This is a genomic window from Sodalis sp. (in: enterobacteria), assembly GCF_036327475.1.
GTDB lineage: Bacteria > Pseudomonadota > Gammaproteobacteria > Enterobacterales > Enterobacteriaceae.
Genome location: NZ_CP132913.1, coordinates 1,120,733 through 1,134,277, shown reverse-complemented (window position 1 = coordinate 1,134,277; position 13,545 = coordinate 1,120,733). Strand labels below are relative to the sequence as shown.

Below are 13,545 nucleotides of genomic sequence, written 5' to 3'. Positions count from 1 at the left end.
CATGCGAAGGTGGCGGAATTGGTAGACGCGCTAGCTTCAGGTGTTAGTGTCTTAACGGACGTGAGGGTTCAAGTCCCTCTCTTCGCACCACATCCTCGAATTGTTAGTATGATCTGTCCGTTAGCATCCGCTTGAGTGTGTTCCAAAGGCCTACGCTATTACCTCGGCGAGTAGCGCAGCTTGGTAGCGCAACTGGTTTGGGACCAGTGGGTCGGAGGTTCGAATCCTCTCTCGCCGACCATATTCTCAGAGATCTTGTTGCGCGATATTTAGACAAGGTTATAAAAGACAACAGTAAGTCATGATGATTTTCTGTTTTTCCCCACGTCTCATGCTCACGTTGCTCAGCCTGGTTTTGGTGTTGACTCCTGTGGAACCGCGATCGGGGGCGTGGCCGCTAAGGCTTTCATGCCGCCAGCGCTGCGGTGAAGACAGGTTTAAACGTTCCTAAAAGGGCCGTGCGTTAGACACGACATCGCCTTTTACAACAGCGATGTATTACAGTTTCTTTGTGGGGATGATGGGATAAATCCGCCTAAATGACCCATTTATATAATTGTCTTAAGTAAGCAAAAGCGAATCTTATAAAAAGTGCAGAGTTTTATGTTGTAATGGAATCATAATAAGCCTTAATAAACAAAGCCATCAATTTACGTGTTCTTATAAAAGGTACAATATAAGGTTATTGCTTAGTTAAAATAAGAAGCGCATCACATATCAACGTAAATATGACCTACTATAACAGCATAAAACAATATCAGGTTTATTATTTTCTTAGTTGAACACATATGGTTACTTATTTATACAAAATTTATATCATTTATTAATAATAATAGCACTGATGTTAGTCGTAGAGAAAGCGAATATTGCTACCAACACAGGTAAGCTTGGCGGGCTATATTTCGTCGAACTCCTTCTTTCTCATGGACATGGTGTTCGCATTGTTGATAATGGGATCTTCGGGATGTCCGGGTTACGCCCATTGTATGGGCTAAACTATTTCGAGATGCAACAAGGGGACATTTGCGTATCTCCGAAAAGCAGTCATCAATATTGATAAAATGTTCATCTTGCCGAGATTGTCGGCAATCCGGCGCGCTCTTTTAGCAAGGAAATTTGTAACGCAGTCAACGTAATCGCGACCTAAAATCCATTTGACATCGCGGCAAAAGAAAAAATCAAACACATTCTCTTTGCCTAGAACTGTAGCGTGTGCGGTTATGGCGAGGATGTTTTTATTGAGCAGTCAAAGCTGAATTCATAAAACTATTATTCAGAAACAAATCCAGGGTGAGGTCATCGCCCAGGCTTACAAAGAGGAGATATGGCCGTCACGATATACAGATTCGCAACCGTCTTTGATACTTCAAGGAGAATGCGGTTTGATTTAGCCGTCAATGGTATGACCGCTAATGCGGGTAACAGAATGGAATGCATTATTCATGACGGGTAATAATAGCGGCCGTTTATCCATTGCAGAGATGTGGCTCGAGGAATAGCAATTGCCTTGGTAGCGTCAAATGAAAAAATCAGCAGAGACATTTACAATGTTAGTGATGACAAACGGAATGTTAACCTGTCTTGGTTAGGGAAAATGATCTGCTCCCGCGTACCCGGCATGATCGTGAAAGTGACGTATCCATTACAGATAATCGAAGTTATAGCGTAGTCTTTGCAAGTATCAGGATAAGTTAGGGTTTGTTGCTGAGTATGACATTAAGAAAGGCGTACAAGAGATCAAGATGCTGGTGAAAAACCATTTACTAACCCTAGCTTCAACATATACAACAATATTAAAATCCCGGATGCCATGAGATGCCATGAAAGGTAAACCTGCTATTCTTGATAGGAAAGCCTACTCGCAAGAATACCCTCCTTGAAACCTTATATTATTACGGTTTTAAAAGAGAACATGGCGGAAATTTCATCCTCTGGAATACTTCCCAGAGGGAAATATTTACAGGCATACGAAGACAAGGCAAAAGAGTATAGCAAAGACGTACAAATGAATGTCATTACAATATAGTCGATGACTATTGGCATGACGCTTACCTTGCAAGTGCTTGGTATAACGGAGAGGTCTTGGGGTGCCGTCGTTTTGCGCACAAAATAATCAACCAGACTGAAGCGATACTTGCGATTCATGTCTTTAGTGTACCTGCGGATTTCATGGTACTCGAAAAGCTATCTAAAGGACGTAATATCAAGTTTATATTCGAGAAAACGCTGGTTACTGATGAGGGTGGACTCGACGCGGCGTTAGCGCAAAAATTGAGAATATATCGAGAATATTGCAGATGATTAGTGATCGTTTCGTTCGATTTGTTGCCGGTAAATATTAAATTGCGCAATGCAGCCGCTAATGCCTATACGCATAAATTAAAATCGATTCCTGGTATCTGAGGATTTTACGGATGGATAAACAACTTTTGGCTGTGATAGAGACGTTTTGGAGGCGACTTTATGTGCAGAGAGCACACCAACAAGACGCTATTTCTTGCCTGTTGTACATAAAATGAAAACCCATAGGAAATTTAACGCGACTGTGACTGTATTGTTTGTGAGTGAAAATATCACTGAAACTATTCCTTGTCTACCTATCTATCCTTTGTTGCCATTAAATGATATTGCGGTAATATCATCAGTAATAGCGAACTACAGAGCCAAGAACACCGAATTACAAATTACATTGAAGAAGTTGATAATGAGCAGATATATAAAAGACATGAGAGCTATGATCGGTCTGTCATCATGATGAATGAAAGAGGCGATATTTTAACTAAGCTTGAATGGTCATTGAGGTTTGCCGGGATGGGTGCTTGATCTGAGTGAGTCATTAAAAAACAGCGCGATGTGAAGTGTTAGATGAGAACGGTGAAACCTCGAATTTTAAAATATATTTTTAGGCATTGAATACTTTCTGCCAAACCAGTAAATACACCTCATAACGGCACTGCATCTTTGCTGAGCCTATTGTAGAGAGTAAGGATGAACAAGGATGAACGCAGCAGAGTAAAAAGATCTCAAATGCGTGCCTATCGAACACCTTCCCGGAAATACCGCATTATATTCAGTTTATCTGGATAATCTTTCCCTCTATGATGCCCTAGGAAAGTAATCACGCGTGATGACATGGATTGAACACCAGAGCAAGACAAATTGATGTGGCTCGGTTCGCTTTTGATGTCTCCTTGCGCGGCTATATTCTACAATAGACAATGCATTCCTTCCTAGCCTAACCAATACTAACCACCAACCAGCAGTCGCTAACCACCGGTCTCCAACGCTATCGCAGATGAGCATCGCACCTACCGGTTTTTCTATCAACTAATTCGAGTTATCGCAAGCGTATCTGCAAATCAGCAGGATAGTGACAAAGTACAAATATAATGCCAATTCAATATAGCAATAGGGTTGTTCCCATGCGTGGATATTATCTGAGCGTTGACGCCGACTCGGCCAGCGTAAGGGCGAGGTTGTTTTCCTCCCACGGTGAGCGGGTGGCTTTCGCCACCCGTCCTATCAGTCAGTTTCATGATGAAGGTCATTGCGTAGAACGATCGTCAGATGAAATTTGGACAGTCGTAGTGGAAGCAATACGAGAAGCAGTGACGACATCGCATACTGCCCATAAAGCGTCAAAGGCACGATTTTGGCACCGCCTATCCCCTGGTTATGTTGGGCAGCGCAGGCGAGCCCCTCTCGGCGTCTGCCAGCAGTGATCTGCAGCGTAACATTGTCATGTGGATGGATCATCGGGCGACACGCGAGGAGGAAGAGATCAACACGCACCAATGCGACAAGTTGCTGGATTTAGTAGATTTTAGTGTGGAAAGCCACCGATGCCGAGATTTCCAGCGTCTGCACTTTGACCTGCAAATGGAATTACTTCGCCCATGAAATCAATTCAGCGCTTCGCTATTAAGCACGATGTGGCTTGAGGATGTTCTGGCACGCATCTCGTCCGCCACCTTACCGCTGGGCAGCGCCGCCCAAACTTAGCCTGCAGGCCGCCCGTGTCTTTGGTCTGCCGCAGGGTATCGCGGTGGCCGTTTCTAGCGGCTTGCGAGGTGATTCGCAACAAAATGGCGCTGCTTGGTCCCTCGGTAAGGCCAGTCTTTATTAAGATCGCCACAGCATTGCGTGATGGCCACCGTCAACCACACGGGTGGGGCGACAGCCGCCAAAAGAAGCCGCGCGATGAGCCCATCCTTGCAGGAAAAGTATTTTTTACTGGCGGCGTTGAAAGCCGCTTGCCACGCTTAAAGCTAATTCGCCACCGCCGGTGTGATAGCCCATGGCAGCGGCACACGCTTTCCTGAACACCACCGCATATCCGCCGCGGCAAGACTAGCGGTAGGTGACTTAAGAGAGACTTCATGAGCAGCGTAAACGTTGAAACGGAACAGCCGATCACCTCTTCATGCGACGCTTCCGGTCGCCGGGGCGGCGGGGCGGATAGTCTTCTGACGACGATCATCAAAGAAATACAATTGACCGGTCGTTCCGTCACTCATAAATTGACTTTGTGGTATTGCTTGAGCGCCTATAACCGAACATGATCCGCAAATGCAGGATCGCTATCGAGAGGCATTGAATAGCTTTATCCATAACTAGCATCATAGACGATATTTGACCCCTTGCGCTGGCGTGCGCCGTTTGCCGATCGTGTGGCGCAATGCCCCTGATGCGGCACAGTACAGGCGTCGCTGGGCTTTGATGCAGCACCGGAGGCACCGCGCAGATAGGCGACGTCTGGTTACGCTTTCGCTGCGCGGGCCCGGCCAAGATAATCCTTTCAGCGCTGTTTTGCGCTTGCGGGTATAACCGAGCAACATACTGGCTCTAATTAATATTCTTATACCTGCCGCGTAGCCCATGCCGGCTGGGGAGATTTATTGAGCAGTGGGTGGATCCTACTGGCAAAGCGATTGCCGATATCGACTGCGGCGGCGGCATTTATAGCGTTGCTTAGTCTGGGTTAGGCGCCTGATTAGGTCATCGGCATCGGTTTTTCTGTGCAGATGCTGCAAGGTGCGCAGGAAACCGTTCAGTAATTGACCAATGTGGTGTTTGTGCAGGGCGACACGACCGGTTCTAGCGGACGCCAGTCAGGATACCGTTTTCGCCCGTGCCCTCATTGACCGTTTCGACTCGCCTCAGCCGTTCTGCATAAGGCATGGTGTATCCGCGCGCCACGGGGGACTTCTGCTGATTCAGGATCGGACGCCGGAAGATGTCTTGTGATGGGAATGCTCAAGCATATGCGCAGCTAGTTTTTTTGATCTGTTCCCGTCGTTGGCCGCTATTGAAAGGCGTCGTCGCTCGCCGCACGTGGCAATTGAAGCGGCGATAACGACAGCTGGATTTAGCTGCGTCCGATGCTACCACGTGGGAGACACGGCGCGAATACGCCGATAGCACCGCGTTGGTAGCGAATTTGCGCGGTCGCACCTGGCGCTCAATCCTGCATGAATTAAGCGACGAGGCGCTGAGGCAAATGATTGCTTATATTCTCACACGCTGGCCGGCAGGACAGTCGATCGTGGAAAAACGATAGCGTTTTCCGCTGCTGGCCTGGTAAAGCTACCCTGCGGGTCGGCTTGGCTCTGCGTGTACAGATAAAAGCCAATAGCGCCTGAAACATCCTGTTTCGGATACGGAGTAAGCAAATTCCTTATGCCGTTGGGTATTTTGCTATAAATATCAGTTGGTAGAATGCACTGCCAGTCATTTTCGGGCAATTTTCGTCAAGCTGCACTATGCACTAAAAGGATAGGCCGCCGTCTGACGCGGGTCCTCAGCGCTTTTATTCCATTCGCCGACAGGAATGAAGCTATTACGTTACGGTCCGCCGGGCGAAGAGCGTCAGGCACTCCTGGATAGCGAAATTGCACTCTCTCGCCGGAGAGACAGAGAATATCACCGGCGAGATACTATTTGCACTTGACCGCCTGTTCGCCCTGAATCTCGCTACTCCGCCAAAGGTGGCGGGCGATCCGTGCATTGCCCTTGCGTTGCCAGGTCGGTAAATTCGCCTGTATCGGGTAAGTTATGATAATCATACGGCTGAAACCGGCACGGTAATCCCTACCGAGTCTATCGTATTCAATAAATGGACCATCGCTATTAGCAGTCCTTTTTATGTGCTGCATACCCGCGCGGCTTGCTGAAAACCGATTAGGAGATGGAGCCTTGGCATGGTGATCGGTCAAGTCGGCCGAGATATCCCCGAATAAGACGCCCTACAACACGTGGCTAGCTACTGCGTAGTGAATGATGTGTCCGAGCGGAGCTTAGCAGTTGGAGCAAGGCACCCGGGTATAAGGCAAGGGCCATGACAGTTTCGGTCGCATCGGTTCCTGGCTTGTGACCGCCGATGAAATCGCTGATCCACAGGCGTTACAGCCCTAGCTTGGTAGACGGTAATCGCTACCAAGCTGGATCCACGACGATGATGTTTTCTTCGTCACAGAGATCATCAGCCACCTTGGGCTGGTTCATGCGTCTGATGCCGGAGTATTATCGATACCGGTACGCCCCGGGTGGGGTAAAAACCGTAGCCGATTTTCGGGCCGGCCAGCGGCTGTGGTTGAGCGTTGAGGAGCTCGACTAGCAACGGCAACTCACGGTACATGACTGACGAACGGCCGCGCACCAGGGTCTAGACAAAGCAACCACTTCGGTGGCAGGGCAGAAAGAGTCAATGTGGCGTTTTGCTTTGCTCAGGAAGATAGGCGCCATAGCCTGAACGACATCGCGCTTCAAGCCGGCCTCAAGGGATAGGATCGGCAGGAGGCGTTTTAACCTGCTCTGCCCGGATGTCGTTCGCCGGCGCTTGGGGAACCAGGGACGCGCTGGACGGGGCTGGTGTTTTGCTTGGTAGCGTGCCCAGCGTCAGCATTAACCCCTTGCGGCGCATCTGCGCCGACTCCTCCGGCTTATGCAGCTGATCGAGCACATCCGCCAGCCAGGCGTAATCGTGGGCGTCCGGGCGCTGCTTAAGCGCGGCGCGAAAGGTGTCGGCCGCGGCCTGCCATTCACCACGTTTCATCAACAACTGCCCCAGCGTACTGCTTAAGAGCGGCGTGTCTCCCTGCTGGCGGATTTGCAGCCGCAGCGCTTTTTCCACTTGTTCGGGGTTGCTGCTCTTCAGGCGCGGCAGCAACCGCAGCAGTTCACCGTCGATGCGATGTTTAAGCACCTTAACAATGAGACGTTGCGCGGTGTCGTGATCGTTGCATTCGATGAGGTGTTCGGCCAACACCACCTGTAGTGAGGCATCGTTGCGTACTTTCCGACCCTGATCGCGCCACCAGCGGTTCAACCCTTCGCTGCCTTGATTTTCCATGATTTGGTTCATCAGCCCGTTAACAGCCTGATACTGCAGGCGCTTTATTGTCGCCTTGTCGTATATCTGAACTTTGCGCATTGCCGGTAGAATATCCAGCAGCGATTGCCAGGCGTGCGTGCGGATGAAGGCCTGTTCCGCCAGGTGCAGCACTTCGGGATGGCGCGGCGCGGTTTCCAGTAGACTGTCGACACCGTAGCGGGCGGCATGATCCTCATGGCGCGCGAGTTGGATACGCACTCGGGTAATGTTTACCGGTAACTGATCGTTGTCCGCCACTTTCGCCGCGCGCGCCAGGTATTGATTAGTGCGTAAATCGTCCCCGCGCTGCTGCGCGGCCTCCGCCGCCAGCAGATAGTTGACCACTGGCTGGTCGGCGTGATCGGCGTTGCGCACCAGGAGTTTTTCCGCCTGACGGTAATCCCCTTCGGCCAGCTTCATCAACGCCGCGCTGGTGTGCTTGCGGGCGCGATGATTTTTACGGCCGTGAAACCAGCGCCGGGTATGCGTCCAGGCCAGAAACAGCCTGAGGATTACCCATTCGATGATAAACAACGCGATAAACGTCAGAGTTAAAATGATCACCAGACCGGTGACGCTGGTTTCAATATTGTAATTATCGGTCTGGATCAGCACATATCCCTGATGGCCGGCGATCAGCGGGCCGAGCACAATGCCCGCGAACAGCAGGATGAACAGCAACAAGACCATGATCATCGCTTATTCTCCCTGTGCGGCGCCGCCGGCTGGGCCAGCAGATTGCGTACTCGGGTCTGCATCAGTTTATCCAGCAGCGGCTGGCTTTGAAGACTATCCGGCAGGTTCATAGTGATATCCTTCTGACATAAGGCGTCAAGCTGGCTCAGGAAAGTACGGGTATTGGCATCATTGGCATCAAAATGGGCGCGCACCCAGCCGGACACGGAATCCAGCGACTGCTGATAGATCTCATTCTGATGGCGTGATACCGCCTGGGCGGCGACCAGCAGCCGGGCACGAACATTTTCCCTCAGGTAAATATCCTGATTCAGTGCCAGCAACGGCTCGGCACTAGTATGCCGGCGCCGCACGGTAATGAAATCGTTCATGAAATTATGCCAGCTTTTTCTGAGGTTCTGCCGCCACTCTTGGATTGACCACGATAATTCGCCGCTGTCGCTATCCATGGGAGATTCGTCGCTGTCGTTATTCGCCAGTCGCAGATTATCCACCTGGTTGGTCAATCGGTTGAGTTTCAAGATAATGCCATCGAAATCTATCTGGCTGACGCCGGCCAGCGTGCTAATATCTTCGGTGATCGCTCGCCGTGCCTCGGTCAGGCTGGGATCTTTCATTTGCGCCAGGCTGGCGTCAGCGCTTTTCAGCAGTGCGCCGGCGGTGACGACATCCCGGTCGCTCCACAATTTGCGTCCGGCCATTTTCACCAGGAAATCCGCCTGCGACAGCAACCAGGTATTGGCGTTAGTCCCTGTGATAGCCGTCAGTTTGTTCTGCAAATCCTCCAGCTCGCGCCCCTGGGCCGTCTGCTGAGCCCGCGCAGCGTCGAGCGCTTGCCGCTGGGTGGCCAGTGACTTCTGGTATTGCTGGCGTTGCGTTTGCTGCGCCTGATTGAGTTCATCGATACTCGCCTGCAGTTGCGCGAGCGCGGCCTCCCGTTGATGCGTCTGCTGGCGCGCAGAGATATAGACGCCAATCACCAGTAAAACGGCTATGGCCAGGGCCAACGTCGCCAGTATCAGCGCCGCCGGCCGCTGGCCGCCGGTCATTTTGCCAGATTTGCCGTTACTGGCGGGCGAAATCTTCCCCACTGCGGCCCGTGAGGGTGCGGCGAGCCGTGGCCCGGCGTCGCCTGAAAGAGGAGTTGAAGCATGCAGGCTATCTGCCTTACCCTGCGGGATCGTTGGAGTAGTGTGTTCCGTCATGTTGGTCTGTTCCGTGATTAAATTTAGAGTAATATGCTCATCAATGCATCGTTGTCTGCCGCGTTCGCCACGATGATGTCCGTCCGGCTAAATTGACGCGCAAGCATGACCAAACGTTCGCTGACCACTATCAGCCGGTATGGTACCAGCCAGGTGTGGCGATAGCATTAAGGCATTAAAGTGTAGAATTGTTGTAACATTTCACCGCTGGTAATTACTAGTGTGTCGATGCCCAGCGCTCGCATGCGTCGGCCCTGCTCTTCGCCGTCATAATGTATCGGGTTGCAGCGACAGCATTCGTAGAAGGTAGCTTGCACGCCGCGATGGCGTAGCGTCCTTCAGTACATCCCGTCCTCTGTTGCCGCGCAGGATAAACGCGCGCTTGCCGTTGATGCGCGCCAGCGCCGGTAGACACAGTAAATCCTCGCTGGCTTCTCCCTTGTCGGGGTAGCTGACCGACGTCCGCTTAGACCATGCAGTCGCAGGCCGGTGCTGCGCCACACAGCGAAATAGTGCAACTCGGCCGACCAACTGACGCTCTGCTGCGTCAGCCGGGGTGAGCGTAGTTGCTCACCCGTGGTCGATGGGCGGGTGACGAGGATGCTTATTGCGGCGGATCGTCTTGGTAAACTTGGGCCAAAATGGCGCAAGTGCCGCGATCCAGCAGATCGTCAGCCAGGCACAGGCCGAGCTGTTCCGCCTGCGCCAGCGGCGCCCGTCCTTCACTGCGAATGACGGCTGTGCTGTCCGGCGACCCCACCGGGGCGCGCAACCAGACTTGATCGCCGTCGAGCACGGCTAACTACCGATAGGTACTCGGCACCTCATCCAGCCGGTATTCGATGCCAACGCTCCTTGACCCGCAGCAGGCAGCGAGTCCGCGGGATAAATGGCTAGATGGATGCGATCCTCACAGTCCCAGCCGTTTCGATGGTGGCATCAAAGTTGCCCCGATCGAGTTTTGCCAATCGCGTGCCGACATTGCTGCGCAGATCGCGTACCTGCAAATCAGGACGCCGTTCGTGTAGATGGCACTGCCGGTGCGAGCTTGATGTGTCGATATCGCCCATGTCGATATCGCCCATAGCGGCAGCGTGTCAAGATTAGCGTAATGCGAACTGACAAAGGCGTCGTGCGGAAAGCTCCAGATCATCGGGAAAAGAGACCGTGACATCCTTCATCGAATGGACGGCGATATCGGCGCGATGTTCCAGGAGCGCTTGTTCCGATTCCTTGATGAAGAAGCCCTTACAGCCCACCTTTTCCAGTGGGTATCAAGAAGAACGTCGCCGCGGGCCACCGGGGACCCAGCCAATGTATCACGCACGTGGCCAGCCTGCTAAAGTGCCAGAGAGCTCTGCTGGGTGGCGATTCTGAGAAGGTTGTCTTGCATAGTCATTACCGATTTTATCATTCAATTCACCCACTACCCTAACTCCAATAGTGAAGCACTGTCAGTTTTCGGCACCGGCAGCCTAGCGAGGTGGAAGGGAGAAAAAGGAATAACAAGTTGCCGTTGGGGAAAGTGTTATACTCACTGGGCAGCTTAACTTTCTTTACGGTCAATCAGTAAGGTGTTAGATTGATCACGTTTCCAGCATTTACCGGCCAATAATTCTGCTGCTCACCATGCCGGTCAGGTGGAGGAACGGATTTTTCTAACACTGGGATAATTAGGCGAGACGTCTTGTACTTCTACATCGAGACCTTGAAACAGAGACTGGATGCGATTAACCAACTTCGGGTGGATCGCGCGTTGGCAGCCATGGGGCCGGGTTTTCAATACGTATACAGTCTGCTGCCAACCTTACTACATTTTCACCATCCGATGCTTCCGGGTTACCTGGATGGTAATGTGCCCCATGGCATTTGTTTGTATTCCCCCAATGAAACGCAGCGCGCATGGCTTGACGATATCGGCCGCCAAGCCGGCGCGGCGGTGGCGGAGCCAGACAGCGGCGCGCAGCCCATCACTGGCGTTTACTCCATGGGGAGTACCTCTACCATTGGCCAGAACGCCAATTCCGATTTTGACATCTGGGTTTGTCACCAATCCTGGCTGGACAACGAGGAACGCGCTCAATTACAGCGCAAGTGCCACCTGCTGGAGCGGTGGGCGACACGTCAGGGCGTGGACGTCAACTTCTTTTTAATAGATGAAAACCGTTTTCGCCATAACGAAAGCGGTAATTTAGGCGACGAGGACTGTGGCTCCACCCAGCATATCCTACTGCTTGATGAATTCTATCGCACCGCCGTACGCATGAGTGGTAAGCGTATCCTGTGGAACATGGTGCCGGGGGACGAAGAGGCCCATTACGACGAATATGTTCTGTCACTGTACGCCCGTGGTGCGCTGACACCCAACGAGTGGTTAGATTTGGGTGGCCTCAGCACCTTGTCCGCGGAAGAGTATTTCGGCGCCAGCCTGTGGCAGCTGTATAAAAGCATGGACTCCCCCTATAAGGCGGTGTTGAAAACGCTGCTGCTGGAAGCCTACTCCTGGGAATATCCCCATACCGAACTGCTAGCGATGAAGATTAAACAGCGGCTGCATGACGGCGAAATCGTGTCTTTCGGCCTCGATCCTTATTGCATGATGTTAGAACAGGTGACGCACTACCTGACGCAAATAAACGATATGACGCGGCTGGATTTGGTGCGCCGCTGCTTTTATCTCAAGGTGTGTGAAAAATTATCGCAGGATCCGACGGGTACCCCTTGGCGGCGTGAGATCCTAACACAGCTCGTGACCAACTGGGATTGGGATGAGGCGCGGCTGAAAATGCTGGACGATCGCGCCAACTGGAAGATAGACAAGGTACGTGAAGCGCACGATGAGCTGCTGGACGCCATGATGCAAAGTTACCGCAATCTGATCCGGTTCGCCTGCCGCAACAACTTGAGCGTCAGCGCCAGCCCACAGGATATCGGTGTGCTGACACGCAAACTGTATGCGGCCTTTGAGGTGCTGCCGGGCAAAGTGACGTTGCTCAATCCGCAGATCTCGCCGGATCTGTCGGAACCGCACCTGACGTTCATATACGTACCGCAGGGGCGCGTCAACTGCACAGGCTGGTATCTATATAATCAATCACCGTCGATGGATTCCATCCTCAGCCACCAGCCGCTGGAATATAACCGCTATCTTAATAAGCTAGTGGCCTGGGCCTGGTTTAATGGGCTGTTGACTCGCTTGACCAAAGTGCATATCAAGGGTAGCGATACCTGCAATAGCGATAAACTGAATGGGCTCATCGCTGATGTCGCAGGCCACTTCCCGTTGCGGGTTCCTGCGCCGACGCTCAAGGCGCTCTATAGCCCGTGTGAAATCCGTCATCTGGCGATTATCGTCAATCTCGAACACGATCCCACCGCGATGTTACTTAACCAAGTAATGCATTTCGATTTCCGTGAGTTGGATGTTTTCAGCTTCGGCCAGCGGCAGTGTTTGGTGGGCAGCATCGATTTACTCTATCGCAACTCGTGGAATGAAGTGCGCGCCCTACATTTCAGCGGCGAGCAGGCGGTGCTGGAAGCGTTGAAAACCATTCTCGGCAAAATGCATCGGGACGCCGCGCCGCCGGATACGATAGAGGTATTCTGTTATAGCCAGCATTTACGCGGGCTTATTCGCACTCGCGTGCAACAGTTGGTTTCCGAATGTATCGAGCTACGTCTCTCCAGCACCCGCCAGGATCCAGCGCGATTCAAGGTGGTGCGCGTGGCGGGACAGATCTGGGGGCTGTTTTTCGAGCGTCTGAGCGTTTCGGTACAGAAGCTGGAAAACGCAGTGGAATTCTACGGCGCCATTTCCAATAATAAACTGAACGGGTTGTCTATCCAGATGGAGGCCGGGCAGATCCATCTGCCGCCGGTCGTTGACGGGTTCGCCAGCGAAGGCATCATCCAGTTCTTTTTTGAAGACACCACAGATGATAGCGGATTCAATGTCTATATTCTCGATGAAGCCAATCGGGTGGAAGCCTATCATCGTTGCGGGGGCAGCAAAGAGGAGCTGGTGCGCGACATCAGCCGCTTCTACTCCCCACCCCACGACCGGTTTACCTATGGTTCGAGATTCATCAATTTCAATTTGCCGCAGTTCTATCAGATTATGAATCTGGACGGCCGCGTCCAGGTCTTGCCGTTTCGCAGCAGCGTGCTCTCCTATTTGTGCGCCACGCCGTTGGAAAATGGCGCGCCGCCGCCGGCGCAAAACGCCCGCAGCAGCTAATTCGTCGGCGGAGCACGCGCTCCCCGCGCCCGCCA

General features: G+C 52.1%; 7 protein-coding genes, 2 tRNA genes and 1 pseudogene. 5 read left to right on the top strand and 5 right to left on the bottom strand.

Translation table 11 applies throughout. From position 1 onward, the window contains the following. Positions 1 to 3: 3 nt before the first annotated feature. From GPOALKHO_RS06170 to GPOALKHO_RS06155, 4 genes are all read left to right on the top strand, one after another. Positions 4 to 90: transfer RNA gene (locus tag GPOALKHO_RS06170), tRNA-Leu, on the top strand. 74 nt (positions 91 to 164) lie between these two features. Beyond that, positions 165 to 241, top strand: a tRNA-Pro gene (locus GPOALKHO_RS06165). A 3,434-nt stretch (positions 242 to 3,675) separates the two neighbouring features. After that, positions 3,676 to 3,900 (top strand): hypothetical protein, encoded by a 225-nt coding sequence (locus tag GPOALKHO_RS06160; protein ID WP_406701721.1) that lies wholly within the window; start codon positions 3,676 to 3,678, stop codon positions 3,898 to 3,900. 479 nt (positions 3,901 to 4,379) lie between these two features. After that, positions 4,380 to 4,562 carry a hypothetical protein gene (locus GPOALKHO_RS06155; protein WP_406701719.1) on the top strand — a complete coding sequence of 61 codons (183 nt, stop codon included), beginning with the start codon at positions 4,380 to 4,382 and terminating at the stop codon, positions 4,560 to 4,562. A 2,213-nt stretch (positions 4,563 to 6,775) separates the two neighbouring features. Here GPOALKHO_RS06155 and hemY read toward each other — a convergent pair. The 5 genes and pseudogenes from hemY to GPOALKHO_RS06130 all read right to left on the bottom strand — a co-directional run bounded on the left by hemY (position 6,776) and on the right by GPOALKHO_RS06130 (position 10,532). Beyond that, a complete protein-coding gene (hemY, locus tag GPOALKHO_RS06150; RefSeq protein ID WP_406701717.1) occupies positions 6,776 to 8,068 on the bottom strand; it encodes a protoheme IX biogenesis protein HemY in 1,293 nt (430 codons plus the stop codon). Beyond that, positions 8,065 to 9,273 (bottom strand): uroporphyrinogen-III C-methyltransferase, encoded by a 1,209-nt coding sequence (hemX, locus tag GPOALKHO_RS06145; RefSeq protein ID WP_406701715.1) that lies wholly within the window; start codon positions 9,271 to 9,273, stop codon positions 8,065 to 8,067. The genes hemY and hemX overlap by 4 nt, the downstream gene beginning before the upstream one ends. A 267-nt stretch (positions 9,274 to 9,540) precedes the next feature. Continuing rightward, positions 9,541 to 9,804, bottom strand: coding sequence for a hypothetical protein (locus tag GPOALKHO_RS06140; protein WP_406701713.1), 264 nt, complete (start codon positions 9,802 to 9,804; stop codon positions 9,541 to 9,543). A gap of 73 nt (positions 9,805 to 9,877) precedes the next feature. Next, positions 9,878 to 10,069, bottom strand: a complete 192-nt coding sequence (locus GPOALKHO_RS06135; protein ID WP_406701711.1) for a hypothetical protein — start codon at positions 10,067 to 10,069, stop codon at positions 9,878 to 9,880. 97 nt (positions 10,070 to 10,166) lie between these two features. Further along, positions 10,167 to 10,532 (bottom strand): annotated as a pseudogene (locus tag GPOALKHO_RS06130) (hypothetical protein). 428 nt (positions 10,533 to 10,960) lie between these two features. Here GPOALKHO_RS06130 and GPOALKHO_RS06125 point away from each other — a divergent pair. Continuing rightward, positions 10,961 to 13,510 carry a class I adenylate cyclase gene (locus GPOALKHO_RS06125; protein WP_406701710.1) on the top strand — a complete coding sequence of 850 codons (2,550 nt, stop codon included), beginning with the start codon at positions 10,961 to 10,963 and terminating at the stop codon, positions 13,508 to 13,510. Positions 13,511 to 13,545: the final 35 nt, after the last annotated feature.

Bases quoted from the DNA above. Each gene is read 5' to 3' on its own strand.
- GPOALKHO_RS06160 (WP_406701721.1), top strand. From the start codon at position 3,676: ATGTTGGGCAGCGCAGGCGAGCCCCTCTCGGCGTCTGCCAGCAGTGAT.
- GPOALKHO_RS06155 (WP_406701719.1), top strand. From the start codon at position 4,380: ATGAGCAGCGTAAACGTTGAAACGGAACAGCCGATCACCTCTTCATGC.
- hemY (WP_406701717.1), bottom strand. From the start codon at position 8,068: ATGATCATGGTCTTGTTGCTGTTCATCCTGCTGTTCGCGGGCATTGTG.
- hemX (WP_406701715.1), bottom strand. From the start codon at position 9,273: ATGACGGAACACACTACTCCAACGATCCCGCAGGGTAAGGCAGATAGC.